Genomic DNA, 19,742 nt, shown 5'->3' on the forward strand with positions numbered 1-19,742 from the left:
CCATATTTTTGATGGAGGAAACAATAGGCAATCGCAGGCGGAGCAAACAGTGGATAAAAAGGCCATTTACTGGACTTTTGTAATATCAGTACAAAAATGCGATCCGCCTCATAACTTGCGATAATCCGGAAGCATGCCGCAAAACGGCGTCTTGTGAGACGCGTCGCAAATTGACGGTTACATTACATTTGTCCAGCTTTTGGCAGATTTGTCACATGGCAGGCCGTTGCCGTGCGCTCTTATCCTGTAAACAGAAAACCGTACCGGGAGAGAGGCAATGGCCCTGATTGTGGAATTTATTTGTGAGCTACCTAACGGCGTACATGCACGTCCGGCAAGCCACGTTGAAACGCTGTGTAATACTTTTTCATCACAAATTGAGTGGCATAACTTGCGCACTGACCGCAAGGGCAACGCCAAAAGCGCCCTTGCGCTGATTGGCACCGATACGCTGGTGGGCGATAACTGCCAGTTACTGATTTCCGGGGCCGACGAACAGGAAGCGCACCAGCGTTTAAGCCAATGGCTGCGCGATGAATTCCCCCACTGCGACGCACCGCTGGCGGAAGTTAAATCTGACGAACTGGAACCACTGCCGGTTTCACTGACCAATCTGAATCCGCAAATTATCCGCGCCCGCACCGTGTGCAGCGGTAGCGCAGGCGGCATTCTGACGCCGATCTCTTCTTTAGATCTCAATGCGCTGGGTAATCTTCCTGTTGCCAAAGGCGTTGACGCCGAGCAATCCGCGCTGGAAAACGGCCTGACACTGGTATTGAAAAACATTGAATTTCGACTGCTGGATAGCGACGGTGCTACCAGCGCGATACTGGAAGCTCACCGATCCCTGGCTGGCGATACTTCTTTACGTCAGCACTTACTGGCAGGCGTCAGCGAGGGATTAAGCTGTGCCGAAGCGATTGTCGCCAGTGCACACCACTTCTGCGAAGAGTTCGCCCGTTCCAGCAGTAGCTACCTGCAAGAACGCGCCCTGGACGTACGCGACGTCTGCTTCCAGTTACTCCAGCAAATCTACGGTGAGCAACGCTTCCCGGCACCGGGAAAACTGACGCAGCCCGCCATTTGTATGGCTGATGAACTGACCCCCAGCCAGTTCCTCGAACTGGATAAAAATCACCTCAAAGGATTGTTGCTCAAAAGCGGCGGCACCACCTCACATACGGTGATCCTTGCCCGTTCGTTCAACATTCCAACGCTGGTTGGTGTGGATATTGATGCCCTCACTCCGTGGCAGCATCAGACGATTTATATCGACGGCAACGCTGGGGCGATTGTGGTTGAGCCAGGGGAAGCCGTAGCCCGTTATTATCAGCAAGAAGCCCGCGTACAGGACGCCCTGCGTGAGCAACAGCGTGTCTGGCTGACCCAACAAGCCCGTACCGCTGACGGTATCCGCATTGAAATTGCCGCTAACATCGCTCACTCCGTGGAAGCACAGGCCGCGTTCGGCAATGGTGCGGAAGGCGTTGGTTTGTTCCGCACTGAAATGCTCTATATGGATCGCACCAGTGCACCGGGCGAAAGCGAGCTGTACAACATTTTTTGTCAGGCGCTGGAGTCTGCCAACGGACGCAGCATTATTGTGCGCACTATGGACATTGGCGGCGACAAACCCGTTGATTATCTAAACATTCCCGCAGAGGCAAACCCGTTCCTCGGTTATCGCGCGGTGCGTATTTATGAAGAATACGCCTCGCTGTTCACCACACAACTACGGTCGATCCTGCGCGCCTCCGCTCACGGCAGCCTGAAAATCATGATCCCGATGATCTCCTCAATGGAAGAGATCTTATGGGTGAAAGAAAAACTGGCGGAAGCCAAACAGCAACTACGTAACGAACACATTCCGTTTGATGAGAAGATCCAGCTCGGCATTATGCTGGAAGTGCCGTCGGTGATGTTCATCATCGATCAATGCTGCGAAGAGATTGATTTCTTTAGTATTGGTAGTAATGACCTGACGCAGTATCTGCTGGCGGTGGATCGCGATAACGCTAAGGTTACTCGTCACTACAACAGCCTGAATCCGGCATTCTTGCGGGCGCTCGATTACGCCGTGCAAGCGGTGCATCGCCAGGGAAAATGGATTGGTCTGTGCGGTGAGCTGGGAGCGAAAGGTTCCGTGCTGCCGTTGCTGGTCGGTTTAGGGCTGGATGAGCTGAGCATGAGCGCACCATCAATTCCGGCGGCGAAAGCGCGGATGGCGCAACTTGATAGCCGTGAGTGCCGCAAGTTGCTCAACCAGGCAATGGCCTGCCGTACTTCGCTGGAAGTGGAACACCTGCTGGCGCAATTCCGCATGACCCAACAAGACGCACCGCTGGTCACCGCCGAGTGCATCACACTGGAAAGCGACTGGCGCAGCAAAGAAGAAGTACTCAAAGGCATGACCGATAACCTGCTGCTGGCGGGCCGCTGCCGCTATCCGCGTAAACTGGAAGCCGACTTGTGGGCGCGCGAGGCCGTTTTCTCTACCGGTCTGGGCTTTAGTTTTGCCATTCCACACAGCAAATCAGAACACATTGAGCAATCCACCATCAGCGTAGCGCGTCTGCAAGCGCCGGTGCGTTGGAGCGATGATGAAGCGCAATTCATCATTATGTTAACCCTGAACAAACACGCTGCGGGCGATCAGCATATGCGCATTTTCTCGCGCCTCGCTCGTCGCATCATGCACGAAGAATTCCGTAACGCGCTGGTTAACGCCGCCTCTGCCGACGCTATCGCCAGCCTGCTGCAACATGACTGGAACTGTAAAAGGAAACATCATGGAACTGTATCTGGACACCGCTAACGTCGCAGAAGTCGAACGTCTGGCACGCATATTCCCCATTGCCGGGGTGACAACTAACCCGAGCATTATCGCTGCCAGCAAGGAGTCCATCTGGGAAGTGCTGCCGCGTCTGCAAAAAGCGATTGGTGATGAGGGCATTCTGTTTGCTCAGACTATGAGTCGTGACGCGCAGGGTATGGTGGAAGAAGCGAAGCGCCTGCGCGACGCCATTCCGGGCATCGTGGTGAAAATCCCGGTGACTTCCGAAGGTCTGGCCGCCATTAAGATGCTGAAAAAAGAAGGTATTACTACACTTGGCACCGCTGTATATAGCGCCGCACAAGGGTTATTAGCCGCACTGGCAGGGGCAAAATACGTTGCTCCGTATGTTAACCGCGTAGATGCCCAAGGCGGAGACGGCATTCGTACGGTTCAGGAGCTGCAAGCACTGTTAGAAATGCACGCGCCAGAAAGCATGGTGCTGGCAGCCAGCTTTAAAACGCCGCGTCAGGCGCTGGACTGTTTACTGGCAGGATGTGAATCCATCACCCTGCCCTTAGATGTAGCGCAACAAATGCTCAACACCCCTGCGGTAGAGTCAGCTATAGAGAAGTTCGAACACGACTGGAATGCCGCATTTGGCACTACTCATCTCTAAAGGAGCAATTATGGACCGCATTATTCAATCACCGGGTAAATACATCCAGGGCGCTGATGTGATTAATCGTCTGGGCGAATACCTGAAGCCGCTGGCAGAACGCTGGTTAGTGGTGGGTGACAAATTTGTTTTAGGTTTTGCTCAATCCACTGTCGAGAAAAGCTTTAAAGATGCTGGACTGGTAGTAGAAATTGCGCCGTTTGGCGGTGAATGTTCGCAAAATGAGATCGACCGTCTGCGTGGCATCGCGGAGACTGCGCAGTGTGGCGCAATTCTCGGTATCGGTGGCGGAAAAACCCTCGATACTGCCAAAGCACTGGCACATTTCATGGGTGTTCCGGTAGCGATCGCACCGACTATCGCCTCTACCGATGCACCGTGCAGCGCATTGTCTGTTATCTACACCGATGAGGGTGAGTTTGACCGCTATCTGCTGTTGCCAAATAACCCGAATATGGTCATTGTCGACACCAAAATCGTCGCTGGCGCACCTGCACGTCTGTTAGCGGCGGGTATCGGCGATGCGCTGGCAACCTGGTTTGAAGCGCGTGCCTGCTCTCGTAGCGGCGCGACCACCATGGCGGGCGGCAAGTGCACCCAGGCTGCGCTGGCACTGGCTGAACTGTGCTACAACACCCTGCTGGAAGAAGGCGAAAAAGCGATGCTTGCTGCCGAACAGCATGTAGTGACTCCGGCGCTGGAGCGCGTGATTGAAGCGAACACCTATTTAAGCGGTGTAGGCTTTGAAAGTGGTGGTCTGGCTGCGGCGCACGCAGTGCATAACGGCCTGACCGCTATCCCGGACGCGCATCACTATTATCACGGTGAAAAAGTGGCATTTGGTACGCTGACGCAGCTGGTTCTGGAAAACGCACCGGTTGAGGAAATCGAAACCGTAGCTGCACTTAGCCATGCGGTAGGTTTGCCAATAACTCTCGCTCAACTGGATATTAAAGAAGATGTCCCGGCGAAAATGCGAATTGTGGCAGAAGCGGCATGTGCAGAAGGTGAAACCATCCACAACATGCCTGGCGGCGCGACGCCAGATCAGGTTTACGCCGCTCTGCTGGTAGCCGACCAGTACGGTCAGCGTTTCCTGCAAGAGTGGGAATAACCTACTCCAAACTCCCGGCTTGTCCGGGAGTTTGAACGCAAAATTGCCTGATGCGCTACGCTTATCAGGCCTACGCAATCTCTGCAATATATTGAATTTGCGTGCTTTTGTAGGCCGGATAAGGCGTTCACTCCGCATCCGGCACTCTGTGCCAGTAATCTGAAACTCCCACGTTGTTCAGGAATTTTTTATCCGCTTCTGGACATTTTCTCTACAGAACAATCGTTAGCCCGGAAGGTCGAATCTGTGACTCTTATTTTCACGGACGAACCAGATGAAAGCTTCACTGGCGCTGCTCAGCCTGCTAACGGCATTTACCAGCCACTCCTTAAAATCTCCCGCCGTTCCACCAACCGTGGTACAAATCCAGGCCAATACCAACCTTGCCATCGCAGACGGTGCCAGACAGCAAATTGGCAGCACGCTATTTTACGATCCGGCGTATGTGCAGCTTACTTATCCTGGCGGTGATGTTCCGCAAGAACGCGGTGTATGTTCCGATGTGGTGATCCGCGCATTGCGCAGCCAGAAGGTCGATTTGCAGAAACTGGTTCACGAAGATATGGCGAAGAATTTTGCTGAGTACCCGCAAAAATGGAAGTTAAAGCGCCCGGACAGCAACATCGATCACCGTCGGGTGCCTAATCTGGAAACCTGGTTTAGCCGCCATGATAAAACACGCCCCACCAGCAAGAACCCCAGTGACTATCAAGCGGGCGATATTGTCTCCTGGCGACTGGATAACGGGCTGGCACATATTGGGGTGGTTTCAGATGGCTTCGCCCGCGACGGTACGCCGCTGGTGATACATAACATTGGCGCAGGCGCGCAGGAAGAAGATGTGCTGTTTAACTGGCGGATGGTGGGGCATTATCGTTATTTTGTTAAATAAGAGATCGCCCCACATGAAGAAAAAATTCAGATCCTTTTTACACTGACGGCTTCTTTTTTCTTACGGCTCACCAGCGCCAGTGCCAGCACAATCAGCACAATACCGCTACCCTCAACCGCGCCAGGATTCTCACCGAGCAGCCACCAGGAAAAGAGTACGCCGCAAACGGGAACGGCCAGTGTGCTTAAGCTGGCAATACTGGCAGGCAAGTTTTTCAATACAAACAACCATAAGCTCCACGCCAGCGCCGTCGCCAGAATCGCACTGTAGGCCAGCGCCCAGAACACGGTGGGTTGCCAGTCAATTTCACGTTGCGGTACCAGTAAAGCGACCACACTCATCACCAGCGCCGCATACAGCATCTGCCAGGATGTTAACGACAATAAATCCACGCGCGGATGACGGGCGTAAAGGCGTTTAGCGACAATGGCGCTCGCCCCCCAACTGACACCGGAGAGGATCGCCAGCATGGCGCTTTTCATCGAAGAGAAATCGAGTTGCCACGGCTGCAACACCAAAAATAAACCGAAAGCGGCAATCAGAATCGCGAAATATTGCCCACGTCGCAGGCGTTCACCGAGAAACAACGCGGCGAAAATCACTACCCAGAACGGCATGGTATAGCTCAGGATCGCTACTTTCCCCGCTCCGCCGCTGACCAGCGCCCACTGCGCCAGACCAACCATCCCACAGGTTTGTAACAGGGCAATGGCTAAGGTGTAATTAAACGGCGTCGGGCGCATTCCGCGACCACGTAATAAAAGGACGATGAATAAAACGAGAGCGCCGAAAATGCAGCGTAAGGCGGTGAAGTCGAAGGCACCGATGTAGCTGGTGACTTGCTTCATGAAAATCCAGCTATAACTCCAGATAAGTGTGAGCACAACCAGGCCACTGATTGCCAGTGGGTTGCTCTTTCCTGCGGCAGACATGAGAGATCCAGTGTGTAGTTTTCCTGTGGACACTATACGCCGGTAAAGAAACTTCAGCGACTGCCTGAAAGGCAGTCGCTGAAGAAGGTCAGATTACAGCATGTCGAAACGGTCGAGGTTCATCACTTTCACCCATGCCGCCACGAAGTCTTTAACAAACTTCTCGTGGGCATCGCTGCTGGCGTAAACTTCAGCCACCGCACGCAGGACTGAGTTAGAACCAAATACCAGATCCGCACGGCTGGCTGTGTATTTCACTTCGCCAGTTTCACGGTCACGGCCTTCGAACAGCTCTTTCGATTCGTCCGCCGCTTTCCACTCGTAACGCATATCCAGCAAATTCACGAAGAAGTCATTGCTCAATACGCCAACGCGGTCAGTGAAGACGCCGTTTTTGCTGCCATCGAAGTTGGCACCCAGTACGCGCATCCCGCCCACCAGCGCAGTCATTTCCGGCGCGGTCAGCGTCAGTTGCTGGGCTTTGTCGATCAGCAGTGACTCGGTGGTGGAAACATCCAGACGAGCACGATAGTTACGGAAACCGTCAGCAATTGGCTCCAGCAGTTCGAACATCTCAATGTCAGTCTGATCCTGACGCGCATCAACGCGACCCGGCGCAAACGGTACATGAATGCTCAAACCTGCGGCGCTTGCGGCTTTCTCAACACCAACCACACCAGCCAGCACGATGATATCCGCCAGCGAGGCTTTACCAGACTCTTTCTGGATTTTCTCCAGAACAGGCAGAGCACGAACGGCTGCGGCGTTCACATCCCAGTCGCGCTGCGGCATTAATGCCAGACGCGCACCGTTGGCACCACCGCGTTTGTCGCCACCACGGAAGGTAGAAGCAGATGCCCAGGCCACCGATACCAGCTCACTAACAGACAGACCAGAATCCGCAATCGCGAATTTCAGATCGATAATGTCCTGCTCGGTCGGGTTGTAGATCGGCTGCGGCAGCGGATCTTGCCAGATCAGATCTTCTTTCGGCACTTCCGGCCCGATGTAGCGAGATTTCGGCCCCATATCCCTGTGCGTCAGTTTGAACCAGGCACGGGCAAAGGCTTCGTTGAACGCCTGCGGATCGTTGAGGAAACGACGAGAGATCTTCTCGAACTCAGGATCAAAACGCAGCGTCAGGTCGGTCACCAGCATTGTCGGTTTACGTTTCTTCGACGGATCAAACGGATCCGGGATAATTTCCGGTGCGTCTACCGCTTCGAACTGGATTGCGCCAGCCGGGCTGCGGGTCTGTACCCACTCATACTTGAACAGGTTCTCGAAGAAATAGTTGCTCCACTGGGTCGGCGTCTGGGTCCAGACTACTTCCAGACCAGAGGTAATGGCATCTGCGCCAACGCCGCTGCCGTAAGTGCTCGCCCAACCTAAACCTTGTTCTTCAATCGGTGCAGCTTCTGGATCAGGACCTACATTTGATGTCGGACCGGCACCGTGGGTTTTACCCAGCGTATGACCACCCGCAATCAGCGCCACGGTTTCTTCGTCGTTCATGCCCATGTTGCCGAAGGTCGCGCGGATAGCTGCTGCCGCAGAAAGCGGTTCGCCGCTGTGATCCGGGCCTTCCGGGTTAACGTAAATCAGACCCATCTCGGTTGCACCCAGCGGTGCTTTCGCCAGCGCTTCCGGATGACGGTGAGTCAGCCAGGCTTTTTCATCACCCCAGTTAACATCCAGATCCGGTTCCCAGACGTCTTCACGACCGGCACCAAAACCGAAGGTACGGAAGCCGGAGTTTTCTAGCGCCACGTTACCCGCGAGGATAAACAGGTCGGCCCAGGAGATTTTCTGACCATATTTCTGTTTGATTGGCCACAACAGGCGACGCGCTTTATCGAGGCTTACGTTATCCGGCCAGGAGTTCAGCGGTGCAAAACGTTGCTGACCACGACCCGCGCCACCGCGTCCATCGATTGAACGGTAAGTCCCCGCGCCGTGCCAGGCCATACGAATAAACAGACCGGCGTAACTGCCCCAGTCGGCTGGCCACCACGGTTGAGATTCTGTCAACAGGGCTTTCAGATCTTTTTTCAGGCCGTAGTAATCTAATTTGCTGAATTCTTTGCGGTAGTCAAAGTCCTCACCCAGTGGGTTAGAACGATTAGAATGTTGGTTTAACAGGTCAACACGAAGTTGATTTGGCCACCAGTCGCGAGTGGTTGTGCCCGCCCCCGCACTCTGGTCGTGACCGCCCTGATGGAACGGGCATTTGCCAGTGGCTGTGGTGTTATGGATATCGTCTGACGTGCTCATCAATGTGCTCCCCTCTACAGTGTTACCGTTACGATACACAGCGTTAGAGAGAAGTTATAATTGAATTAATCCACGGATGCGATAGTTGAGATCTTACATATTGTTGGTTAAAGAGATGTAGATCAAATTGATCTTAATTAAGCTTTTTTGATTATGTCCGAATTCGGACAAATGCTTTATAAAAAAGGGTTTTAGCTTCATATCCTTCAAGTAATGAGGGAGAAAACAAGGCTGATAACCTTATTTTCCCGCCCTCATTTCGAGGCAGCATTTTGTGCTCTGTTTAAAATTTGTGATCACTGTGTGATTTTCACAAAAGCCACACTATTTATAAACCAGGTCGAACCCCCAGCGTATGGCAAATCGCGTAACTCATTTCAGCACGGTTAAGCGTATAGAAGTGGAAATCTTTCACTCCTTCACGGCTTAAAATCTTCACCATATCCATGGCAATATTCGCGCCAACCAGTTTGCGGGTTTCGGCATCATCATCCAGACCGTCGAACATTTGCGCCATCCACGCCGGAATACGCACGTTGGTCATATCGGCAAATTTCTTCGCCTGTTTAAAGTTAGATACCGGCAAAATTCCCGGAATAATTTCCACATCAATGCCCGCCGATACACAGCGGTCACGAAAACGCAGGTAGCTTTCGACATCGAAGAAGAACTGAGTAATCGCGCGGTTGGCTCCGGCATCCACTTTGCGTTTCAGATTAAGCAAATCCGCCTGAGCGCTTTTTGCTTCCGGGTGAACTTCCGGATACGCCGCCACGGAGATATCGAAATCTGCCACTTCTTTTAACAGCGTCACCAGGTCAGAAGCATACATTTCTGGCTTACCACTTCCCGGCGGCAGATCGCCACGCAGCGCCACGATATGACGAATACCGTTATTCCAGTAGTCGCGTGCAATGGTGCGCAGCTCGTCGGGCGTCGCATCAATGCAAGTAAGATGCGGTGCCGCTTCCAGACCAGTGCGATCTTTAATGCCTTTAATAATGCTGTGCGTACGGTCGCGCTCGCCGGAGTTCGCGCCATAGGTCACCGATACAAACTTCGGTTTCAGGCTGCTAAGGCGATCGATGGAGTTCCACAGGGTCTGCTCCATTTCACTGGTACGCGGCGGGAAAAACTCGAACGAAACGTTAATCTGCCCCTGGACTTCTGCCAGGCTCTGATTCAGGGCATCCCGCTGGCTGGCGTGAAAAAAGCTCATACCTTACCTCATCAATCGCTTGTAGTTATATGTTGTGTTGTGCACATCTATCCGTTTAGACGTCCAGATGTAAAGATGAAGGAAAAGCCGAAGGGCGTCAACCGAAAAATGACCAATGATGGTGAGGAAAAATCAGGGAAGATGAAAAAACTTCAGGATGGTAAGAAAAAGAAAATCCGGTATGCAAAGCAAACCGGACTGCAAATATAAACTAACCATGTACTTATTGCTTCTTGCCGGATTCGTCGTAAACGCTTAATCCGGCCTAATCCTATGATAATTCAATATATTTCATTAGAAACCATAAACCCGAAAACATGAGTACCGGGCATTATTAAATTTCTGAAATTACAACAACTGTGCCAGCCGGTTGATATCCGACTGAATCGCCCCGGCGGTGACGTCGCGCCCCGCGCCAGGCCCACGGATCACCAGCGGGTTGTCGCGATACCAGCGGCTTTCGATGGCAAAGACGTTATCGCACGGCAGCAGTGATGCCAGCGGATGGTCTTCACGCACCGCCTCCACGCCCACACGCGCTTTGCCGTTGGCATCGAAACGCGCCACGTAGCGTAGCACCAGCCCCATTTCGCGGGCCGCTTCCAGCCGTTGCACCATCTGCTCGTTAAGTTCATCGCCATTTTCAAAGAAATGGTCGATGCTGCCGCCTTCGCAATGAGCAGGCACCAGCGATTCCACACGTACCTGGTCCGGTTCAATGTTGTAACCCGCTTCACGCGCCAGAATTACCAGCTTGCGCATTACGTCTTTGCCGGAGAGGTCGTCACGCGGATCAGGCTCGGTTAAGCCCTGCTGCCACGCCTGATCCACCAGCTCGGTAAACGGCACGCTACCGTCGAATTGCAGGAACAGCCAGGAGAGCGTGCCGGAGAAGATCCCGCTGATCGACAAAATAGTATCGCCGCTGTCGATCAGATCGCGCACGGTGTGGTTGATCGGCAAGCCCGCACCGACGGTGGCATTGTACAGCCAGTGACGCCCGGTTTTTTCGAAGGCGTCGTGGATCTGGCGATATTTATTGCTGTCGCTGGCTCCCGCCAGTTTGTTGGCGCTGATAACGTGGAAACCGTGGCTGGCGAAATCAAGATACTGATCAGCAAGCTGCTGGCTGGCGGTAACGTCCAGCACCACTAAATCATCATACGGATGGGCGCGCATCCACAGGAACAACGACTCTTCATCCTGCTCAACCGCTTCATCGTTGAAGAAGGCTAACGCGCGGCTGGCGTCCAGCCCGTCATAGCTCAACAGGCTGCGGCGGCTGTCCACCACACCTGCCAGCACAAACTCAAAGCCGGTACGTGCCGAAAGCGTGCTCTGCTCACGGGCGAACAGTTCCAGCCAACGGGAACCGATATTGCCCTTACCGAACAATACCAGGCCGATGCGTTTTTCTGCGCGGAAGACGGACTGATGCAGCCCCTGAATCAGGCTTTCGGTCGGGCCGGTGCGCAGTACTGCCACCAGGCTGATGCCGTCATCGGACTGCCAGGTAAATTCGACCGGCTGGCCTTTCAGTTGCTGCCAGAAGCGGTGGCAATGCAGCGGGTTACGGGTGACGCCTGCACCGACCATCGCCACCAGCGCCAGCCCCTGACGCAGGCGCAGTTCGCCAGGTAATCCCGCTTCGTCGAGGATTTTCAGCGCACTGTCGGCCACTTCTGAGGTGTAGCAAAATTGCAGCAACTGGCGATCGTTATGTACGCCAACCGCCAGCGGGCGTACCTGCGCGCGTTTCAGGATTTGGTCGATCTCTTTATGCGCCAGTTTGAAATCCTGACTGGCGGGCACCTGAAACTCAATCAAACAGACATCATCGTGGCTGGTGACAATACGCGCACCAGTACCGGAGGCCAGCACGCGTTCAATGCGCGTGGAACCTTGATCCGGCGTGTAGCTACAGCGCAGTTGCAGGTCGATTTCGCTGCCAGAAACCGGCTGTAAAGTACGGGCGTGAAGAACGGGAGCCGCCAGGCGCGCCAGTTCGCTGGCCTCATCCAGACGCAGCAACGGCAGCAGGCAGGCATCTTTCACTTTACGCGGGTCGGCACTGTATACCCCGGCGACGTCGCTCCAGATGGTTACGCGAGAAACACCCGCCAGCGCACCGATTTGTGTCGCGGAATAGTCGGAACCGTTACGCCCCAGCAGCACCGTTTCACCGGCGTTGTTGCGGCTGATAAATCCGGTCACCACCAGACGTTTGCCCGGATGTTGCACCAGCAGCTGTTGCAGCAACGGGTAAGAAAGCCCTTCATCAACCTGCGGTTGTGCGGCGCGTTCAGCGCGTAAAAACTCGCGGGCATCAAGCCAGGCCGCTGGCAGCCCTTGTTGATTAAGTACCGCAGACATCAGGCGTGCCGACCATACTTCCCCGTGGCCCACCACTTCCGCATACACTGCGTCGTTAATACCGCTGTCGAGCAGCGCCGCCAGGCGCTCAAGGTCGCTGACAAAAGCGCTAATGAGGCTATCGGCTTCTTCAGCGGGTAGCAGACCGCTAATCAGATCACACTGATAGCGACGCAGCGTTTGTTGAACCTGATGCGCAGAGAGACGATCGGTCTGGCTTAGTTTCAACCAGTTAATCAACTGGTTAGTGGTGCTACCGGCAGCGGAAACCACCATCATATCGTCAGGCTGAGAGTACTCCGCCATAATGCCCGCGACACGCAAATAACACTTCACATCAGCCAGACTACTGCCACCAAATTTATGCAGCTGACGACCTTTCGCCCCTGCCTGCGCAATCACACTCATTTTTACCCCTTGTTTGCAGCCCGGAAGCCATTTTCCAGGTCGGCAATTAAATCTTCGCCATCTTCAATACCGGTGGAGATACGCAGCAGCGTCTCGGAGATCCCGGCGGCAGCACGCGCTTCTGGTGCCATGCCTGCATGTGTCATGGTTGCGGCGTGAGAGATTAAACTTTCCACTCCCCCTAATGATTCCGCCAGCGTAAACAACGACAGCCCGCCCAGGAAACGACGCAGCGTCTGCTCATCGCCATCCAGTTCAAAACTCAACATTGCGCCAAAGCCTTTTTGCTGGCGCGCGGCAATTTCATGCCCCTGATTTTCCGGCAGCGACGGGTGATACAGTTTTTTCACCAACGGCTGGGTTTGCAGATATTTCACAATCGCCTGCGCGTTGCGCTGGGCCAACTCCATGCGCGGCACCAGCGTTCGCAACCCGCGTAGCAGCAGATAGCTGTCAAACGCGCCGCCCGTCACGCCAATATTGTTTGCCCACCAGGCAAGTTCAGTGACAACGTCCGGGTCTTTAGCAATCACCACGCCAGCCACCACGTCAGAGTGACCGTTCAGATATTTCGTGCATGAATGCAACACCAGATCGGCACCTAATGCCAGCGGATTTTGTAATGCCGGGCTTAAGAAGGTGTTATCCACCACGCTCACCGCCCCGACTTCCCTAGCCAGATGGCAGATTTTCGCAATATCCACGACGCGTAACAATGGATTACTTGGGCTTTCTACCAGTACCAGTTTGGGTTTTTCTGCCAGCGCTGCCCGTAATGCCTGTTCATCGCCTTGATCAACAAACAACACGCGATAGCAACCGCGTTTCGCCAGGCTGTCGAACAGGCGATAGCTACCGCCGTAGCAGTCGTGCGGCGCAACCAGCAGATCGCCTGGTTTCAAAAAGACGGTCGTTACCAGGTGAATCGCGGACATGCCGGTATTAGTAAGTACTGCACCAGCACCGCCTTCCAGTTCTGCCAGCGCACGCTGAACCACATCGCGCGTTGGGTTGCCGCGACGCGAGTAATCATGCGCGCGCGGTTCATTAAATCCGGTAAAGTTATAGGTACTGGAAAGATGGATCGGTGGGACAACGCAACCATACTGTTCGTCGTCATTTAACCCGCTACGCACTGCGATGGTGGCCTGTTTACGCGTCATGTGATGAAGTTCCCTGGGCTTGGTCGGTGAAATGTCAGGCACCAGAGTAAACATTGTGTTAATGGACGTCAATACATCTGGACATCTAAACTTCTTTGCGTATAGATTGAGCAAATCCCAAATAGCCGTTAAAATTATATGCATTATCACGCCGACAGGTGCATTACACGATGTCACGGTAACGCCTGTACGGTAAACTATGCGGGTTTACGGTCAGTACCCACATAAATTGTGTGGTCTGGTCTCAATTTATTGACGAAGAGGATTAAGTATCTCATGGCTGAATGGAGCGGCGAATATATCAGCCCATACGCTGAGCACGGCAAGAAGAGTGAACAAGTCAAAAAGATTACGGTTTCCATTCCTCTTAAGGTGTTAAAAATCCTCACCGATGAACGCACGCGTCGTCAGGTGAACAACCTGCGTCACGCTACCAACAGCGAGCTGCTGTGCGAAGCGTTTCTGCATGCCTTTACCGGGCAACCTTTGCCGGATGATGCCGATCTGCGTAAAGAGCGCAGCGACGAAATCCCGGAAGCGGCAAAAGAGATCATGCGTGAGATGGGGATTAACCCGGAGACGTGGGAATACTAAAGCAAAAAAGAGCGGCGCGGAGTGGAATCGCCTGATGCGCTACGCTTATCAGGCCTACGTCATATTGCAATTTATTGAATTTGCACGAACTTGTAGGCCGGATAAGGCGTTCACGCCGCATCCGGCATAAACAACGAGCACGTTGTCTGCGACCCACCGCTTTTTATACATGGACGTTTAACTATGAAAAACAGGCTGCTGATCCTCAGCCTGCTGGTTTCTGTACCTGCCTTTGCCTGGCAGCCACAAACCGGCGACATCATCTTTCAGATCTCTCGCTCATCGCAAAGTAAAGCGATCCAACTGGCGACCCATTCCGATTATAGCCACACCGGTATGCTGGTGATACGCAACAAAAAGCCCTACGTTTTTGAAGCGGTCGGCCCGGTGAAATACACCCCGCTCAAGCAGTGGATCGCCCATGGTGAAAAGGGCAAATACGTTGTTCGCCGCGTTGAAGGCGGACTGAGTGTTGAACAACAGCAAAAACTGGCGCAAACGGCAAAACGTTATCTCGGTAAACCGTATGATTTCAGCTTCTCATGGAGCGACGATCGCCAGTACTGTTCGGAAGTGGTGTGGAAGGTTTACCAGAACGCGCTGGGAATGCGCGTGGGCGAGCAGCAGAAGTTGAAAGAGTTCGATCTCAGCAACCCGCTGGTCCAGGCTAAGCTCAAAGAACGCTACGGCAAAAATATTCCGCTTGAGGAAACGGTAGTTTCACCACAAGCCGTTTTCGACGCGCCACAACTCACCACAGTCGCCAAAGAGTGGCCGCTGTTTTCGTGGTAATGGATGATGAAAAAAATAATTCCCGCCGTAGTCTGTTTGTTGCTTTGTAGTTGCTCGACCTTTCCGCAAGCTGTCGCTCCGGTAAACAATGACTTTGCAGGTCAGCATAATATTTATATTGTCAGTCACGGCTGGCATACCGGAATTGTGGTGCCCGCCGCAATCGTTAATCGTGTTTTACCGCAACTCGACGCGAGATTTGCGCAACCAAAATGGTATGAAATCGGCTGGGGCGATAAAGGCTTTTATCAGGCACAGGAAATTACCAGTCGCCTGACATTGCAGGCGATGTTCTGGTCTACTGGCGCAGTAATGCATGTGGTGGCGTTCTCTGCCCCACCTGAACGCTATTTTCCTGGCAGTGAAGTTAAGCCACTGACAATTAACAACGGTCAACTTGCGACCTTAATGCTATTTATTGGCCGCAGTTTTTCCCGTAGCGAGGCGGGAAATGTTATTCCACTCAAAAAAGGCATTTATGGTGACAGCCAGTTTTATGCCGCCAATGGTCGCTATGGGATTTTAAATACCTGTAATAAATGGACGGCAAAAGGGTTACAAAGCGCGGGGATAGAGATTGAACCGGCTTTAAAATTGACGGCGGGGAGTGTGATAAGCGCAATGCCTTAACGATTGTCAGGCACAAAAAAAGCGCCGTGCGGCGCTTTTTTCGGAAATCCGGTCTTATTTGCTGCCCGGGATGTTGAAACGCTTGTTGAAGCGGTCAACACGGCCACCGGTAGCAACATCACGCTGTTTGCCAGTGAAGAATGGGTGGCACTTGCTGCACACGTCGAGGTTCAGGTCATGACCAACGGTGGAGCGGATTTTCATTACGTTACCGCAAGAGCAGCTAGCAGTAATTTCTTCGTATTTCGGGTGAATATCTTTTTTCATGGGAAAACCTCGGTTTAAGGCCGCGTCGCTCTTCCAGCCCTAACGCCAGACACCACGCGATGTTAAAAGTATAGCTTCAATACGATCATTTCGTACGAAGGCGCGAAATCATACAGAAATTAACCAGCGTATGCAAACTGATCCGCACTCTTCTACGGCAATGTGTATACTAACCCACCGAATTTCAAGTCAGGATGATGCTATGCCCGTTGCCCACGTTGCCTTGCCCGTTCCGCTTCCTCGTACCTTTGACTATCTGCTGCCAGAAGGCATGACGGTTAAAGCTGGGTGTCGCGTGCGCGTGCCGTTTGGCAAACAGCAGGAGCGCATCGGGATTGTGGTATCAGTTAGCGATGCCAGCGAACTGCCGCTCAATGAGCTAAAAGCGGTAGTCGAAGTGCTGGATAGTGAGCCGGTGTTTACTCACTCCGTCTGGCGATTGCTGCTATGGGCGGCAGATTACTATCATCATCCGATTGGCGATGTGCTGTTTCATGCCTTGCCGATTTTACTACGCCAGGGGCGGCCTGCGGCGAACGCGCCGATGTGGTACTGGTTTGCCACTGAACAAGGTCAGGCGGTGGATCTGAACAGCCTGAAACGCTCACCCAAGCAACAACAGGCGCTGGCAGCGTTACGGCAAGGCAAAATCTGGCGCGACCAGGTTGCCACGCTCGAATTTAATGATGCCGCGTTGCAGGCGCTGCGCAAAAAAGGTCTGTGTGATTTAGCAAGTGAAACACCAGAGTTTAGCGACTGGCGAACGAACTATGCCGTTTCTGGTGAGCGGTTGCGATTGAATACCGAACAGGCCACCGCCGTTGGCGCAATTCATAGTGCGGCGGATACCTTCTCTGCCTGGCTGCTGGCGGGCGTTACCGGTTCCGGTAAAACGGAGGTTTATCTCAGTGTACTGGAAAACGTGCTCGCTCAGGGCAAACAGGCGCTGGTGATGGTGCCGGAAATCGGCCTGACACCGCAAACTATCGCCCGTTTTCGTGAACGTTTTAATGCCCCCGTGGAAGTTCTGCATTCCGGCCTGAACGACAGCGAGCGTCTTTCGGCGTGGTTGAAAGCGAAAAATGGCGAGGCGGCGATTGTCATCGGCACCCGCTCCGCGCTGTTTACGCCGTTTAAAAATCTCGGGGTGATTGTCATTGATGAAGAGCACGACAGCTCCTACAAGCAGCAGGAAGGCTGGCGCTATCATGCCCGCGACCTGGCGGTTTATCGTGCGCACAGCGAGCAAATCCCGATTATTCTTGGCTCTGCAACACCCGCACTGGAAACGTTATGCAACGTCCAGCAGAAAAAATACCGCCTGCTGCGCCTGACGCGTCGGGCGGGGAATGCGCGTCCGGCAATTCAACACGTGCTGGATTTAAAAGGTCAGAAGGTGCAGGCGGGGCTGGCTCCGGCGTTAATCACCCGTATGCGCCAGCATTTACAGGCCGACAACCAGGTTATCCTCTTTCTTAACCGCCGTGGCTTTGCGCCTGCCTTGCTGTGCCACGACTGCGGCTGGATTGCCGAATGTCCACGTTGCGATCACTACTACACGCTGCATCAGGCGCAGCAACATCTGCGCTGCCACCACTGTGACAGTCAGCGTCCGGTGCCGCGCCAGTGCCCTTCCTGCGGTTCCACGCACCTGGTACCCGTAGGGCTGGGCACCGAACAGCTTGAGCAAACGCTCGCGCCGCTGTTCCCTGGTGTGCCCATTTCTCGTATCGACCGCGATACCACCAGCCGCAAAGGGGCGCTGGAACAGCAACTGGCGGAAGTGCATCGCGGCGGCGCGAGGATCTTGATTGGCACGCAAATGCTGGCGAAAGGTCACCACTTTCCGGATGTGACGCTGGTGGCGTTACTGGATGTGGACGGCGCGCTGTTTTCTGCCGATTTTCGCTCGGCAGAACGTTTCGCCCAGCTTTACACCCAGGTCGCCGGTCGTGCCGGGCGTGCGGGTAAACAGGGCGAAGTGGTGCTGCAAACGCACCATCCGGAACATCCTCTGTTGCAAACGTTGCTCTATAAAGGCTACGACGCCTTTGCCGAACAGGCGCTGGCTGAGCGACGCATGATGCAGCTGCCGCCGTGGACCAGCCATGTGATTGTGCGTGCGGAAGATCATAACAATCAGCACGCGCCGCTGTTCCTGCAACAACTGCGTAATCTGATCCTTTCCAGCCCGCTGGCAGACGACAAACTGTGGGTTCTCGGCCCGGTTCCGGCTCTGGCACCTAAGCGTGGTGGCCGCTGGCGCTGGCAGATCTTGTTGCAGCACCCTTCCCGCATGCGCTTGCAACACATCATTAGTGGTACGCTGGCGCTTATTAATACAATACCGGATTCCCGCAAGGTGAAATGGGTGTTGGATGTCGATCCCATCGAAGGCTAATGCGCAAACGTTGCGAGGCGGATCGAAAAATTCAATATTCATCACACTTTTCATGAAAATTCTGTAACCGTTTTCACGCGCTATCTGCTAAAAATGTTGCCGATGTGAAGTAAACATGGATGTAGTACGCCTGACGTGCCAGGCGAGGAGTGAGTGTGAAAGCGAAGAAGCAGGAAACTGCCGCGACCATGAAAGACGTTGCCCTCAAGGCAAAAGTCTCTACAGCGACTGTCTCCCGAGCATTAATGAATCCCGATAAAGTCTCCCAGGCCACCCGTAATCGGGTTGAAAAAGCGGCCCGGGAAGTGGGTTATTTACCGCAGCCTATGGGGCGCAACGTCAAGCGTAATGAATCCCGCACCATTCTGGTGATTGTCCCGGATATCTGCGATCCCTTCTTTAGCGAAATTATTCGCGGTATCGAAGTTACGGCGGCAAATCACGGATATCTGGTGCTGATTGGCGACTGTGCGCATCAAAATCAGCAGGAAAAAACCTTTATCGATTTGATCATCACCAAGCAAATTGATGGCATGTTGTTGCTGGGTTCAAGGCTGCCGTTTGATGCCAGCATTGAGGAACAGCGTAATCTGCCGCCGATGGTGATGGCGAACGAATTTGCACCGGAACTGGAGCTGCCTACCGTTCATATCGACAATCTGACCGCCGCATTTGATGCAGTAAATTATTTATATGAGCAAGGGCATAAACGGATTGGCTGTATAGCCGGTCCCGAAGAGATGCCGCTGTGTCACTACCGCCTGCAAGGTTACGTTCAGGCGCTGCGTCGCTGCGGCATTATGGTTGATCCGCAATACATCGCCCGTGGCGACTTCACCTTCGAAGCCGGAAGCAAAGCGATGCAGCAGCTGCTTGATCTTCCACAACCGCCTACTGCAGTCTTCTGCCATAGCGATGTGATGGCGCTCGGCGCACTTTCTCAGGCAAAACGTCAGGGGCTGAAAGTCCCGGAAGACCTTTCCATAATCGGTTTTGATAACATCGACCTGACGCAATTTTGTGATCCGCCGCTGACAACCATCGCGCAGCCGCGTTACGAAATCGGTCGGGAAGCTATGCTGTTATTGCTTGATCAAATGCAGGGGCAACACGTTGGCAGTGGCTCTCGTTTAATGGACTGCGAACTTATCATCCGGGGATCAACACGCGCGTTACCTTAAAGTAAACCTTTAAGACTGCCGTGACTGGTCAAAGGCCCGCCGCTTAAGTA

Annotated in this window: 16 protein-coding genes; 10 read left to right on the forward strand and 6 right to left on the reverse strand. The window is 53.6% G+C overall.

The window, feature by feature from the left end:
- Window positions 1-277 precede the first annotated feature (277 nt).
- The 4 genes from ptsP to ACU8XX_RS23360 all read left to right on the forward strand — a co-directional run bounded on the left by ptsP (window position 278) and on the right by ACU8XX_RS23360 (window position 5,458).
- The gene (ptsP, locus tag ACU8XX_RS23345) at window positions 278-2,815 is read left to right on the forward strand and encodes a phosphoenolpyruvate--protein phosphotransferase (protein WP_112034039.1); all 2,538 of its coding nucleotides are present in this window, start codon (window positions 278-280) and stop codon (window positions 2,813-2,815) included.
- Complete coding sequence (fsa, locus tag ACU8XX_RS23350; protein ID WP_000424845.1) at window positions 2,790-3,452, forward strand: fructose-6-phosphate aldolase; 663 nt, start codon at window positions 2,790-2,792, stop codon at window positions 3,450-3,452. The genes ptsP and fsa overlap by 26 nt, the downstream gene beginning before the upstream one ends.
- 10 nt (window positions 3,453-3,462) lie before the next feature.
- Window positions 3,463-4,566, forward strand: a complete 1,104-nt coding sequence (gene gldA / locus ACU8XX_RS23355) for a bifunctional L-1,2-propanediol dehydrogenase/glycerol dehydrogenase (protein ID WP_000374004.1) — start codon at window positions 3,463-3,465, stop codon at window positions 4,564-4,566.
- 274 nt (window positions 4,567-4,840) lie between these two features.
- Window positions 4,841-5,458 (forward strand): DUF1287 domain-containing protein, encoded by a 618-nt coding sequence (locus ACU8XX_RS23360; protein WP_000647891.1) that lies wholly within the window; start codon window positions 4,841-4,843, stop codon window positions 5,456-5,458.
- Between the two features lie 26 nt (window positions 5,459-5,484).
- Here the strand turns inward: ACU8XX_RS23360 and yijE are convergent, their stop codons facing one another.
- From yijE to metF, 3 genes are all read right to left on the reverse strand, one after another.
- A complete protein-coding gene (gene yijE / locus ACU8XX_RS23365) occupies window positions 5,485-6,390 on the reverse strand; it encodes a cystine transporter YijE (RefSeq protein WP_001271262.1) in 906 nt (301 codons plus the stop codon).
- 93 nt (window positions 6,391-6,483) lie between these two features.
- Window positions 6,484-8,664, reverse strand: coding sequence for a catalase/peroxidase HPI (gene katG, locus ACU8XX_RS23370; RefSeq protein WP_001300600.1), 2,181 nt, complete (start codon window positions 8,662-8,664; stop codon window positions 6,484-6,486).
- A gap of 328 nt (window positions 8,665-8,992) precedes the next feature.
- Window positions 8,993-9,883, reverse strand: coding sequence for a methylenetetrahydrofolate reductase (gene metF / locus ACU8XX_RS23375; protein ID WP_000007523.1), 891 nt, complete (start codon window positions 9,881-9,883; stop codon window positions 8,993-8,995).
- A 75-nt stretch (window positions 9,884-9,958) separates the two neighbouring features.
- On the opposite strand from metF, the gene ACU8XX_RS23380 reads away from it, so the two are divergent.
- Complete coding sequence (locus ACU8XX_RS23380; protein WP_000660586.1) at window positions 9,959-10,093, forward strand: hypothetical protein; 135 nt, start codon at window positions 9,959-9,961, stop codon at window positions 10,091-10,093.
- A 138-nt stretch (window positions 10,094-10,231) separates the two neighbouring features.
- On the opposite strand, the gene metL is transcribed toward ACU8XX_RS23380, so the two are convergent.
- Window positions 10,232-12,664 carry a bifunctional aspartate kinase/homoserine dehydrogenase II gene (gene metL, locus ACU8XX_RS23385; protein WP_000110772.1) on the reverse strand — a complete coding sequence of 811 codons (2,433 nt, stop codon included), beginning with the start codon at window positions 12,662-12,664 and terminating at the stop codon, window positions 10,232-10,234.
- Between the two features lie 2 nt (window positions 12,665-12,666).
- Complete coding sequence (metB, locus tag ACU8XX_RS23390) at window positions 12,667-13,827, reverse strand: cystathionine gamma-synthase (protein WP_001295694.1); 1,161 nt, start codon at window positions 13,825-13,827, stop codon at window positions 12,667-12,669.
- Between the two features lie 276 nt (window positions 13,828-14,103).
- Here metB and metJ point away from each other — a divergent pair, with 276 nt between their 5' ends.
- From metJ to ACU8XX_RS23405, 3 genes are all read left to right on the forward strand, one after another.
- Complete coding sequence (gene metJ, locus ACU8XX_RS23395; protein ID WP_000852812.1) at window positions 14,104-14,421, forward strand: met regulon transcriptional regulator MetJ; 318 nt, start codon at window positions 14,104-14,106, stop codon at window positions 14,419-14,421.
- Window positions 14,422-14,604: 183 nt separating this feature from the next.
- Entirely contained in the window at window positions 14,605-15,213 is a 609-nt protein-coding gene (locus ACU8XX_RS23400; RefSeq protein ID WP_000797341.1) for a YiiX family permuted papain-like enzyme, read from the forward strand.
- Window positions 15,214-15,219: 6 nt separating this feature from the next.
- The gene (locus ACU8XX_RS23405; RefSeq protein ID WP_000720774.1) at window positions 15,220-15,843 is read left to right on the forward strand and encodes a TIGR02117 family protein; all 624 of its coding nucleotides are present in this window, start codon (window positions 15,220-15,222) and stop codon (window positions 15,841-15,843) included.
- A 54-nt stretch (window positions 15,844-15,897) separates the two neighbouring features.
- On the opposite strand, the gene rpmE is transcribed toward ACU8XX_RS23405, so the two are convergent.
- Window positions 15,898-16,110: a 50S ribosomal protein L31 gene (gene rpmE / locus ACU8XX_RS23410; RefSeq protein ID WP_000710769.1), complete on the reverse strand. Its 213-nt coding sequence runs from the start codon at window positions 16,108-16,110 to the stop codon at window positions 15,898-15,900.
- Between the two features lie 202 nt (window positions 16,111-16,312).
- On the opposite strand from rpmE, the gene priA reads away from it, so the two are divergent.
- Window positions 16,313-18,511 (forward strand): primosomal protein N', encoded by a 2,199-nt coding sequence (gene priA, locus ACU8XX_RS23415; protein ID WP_240765315.1) that lies wholly within the window; start codon window positions 16,313-16,315, stop codon window positions 18,509-18,511.
- A gap of 155 nt (window positions 18,512-18,666) precedes the next feature.
- Entirely contained in the window at window positions 18,667-19,692 is a 1,026-nt protein-coding gene (cytR, locus tag ACU8XX_RS23420; protein WP_000644904.1) for a DNA-binding transcriptional regulator CytR, read from the forward strand.
- Window positions 19,693-19,742 lie beyond the last annotated feature (50 nt).

Source organism: Escherichia sp. MAL-1, assembly GCF_052948035.1.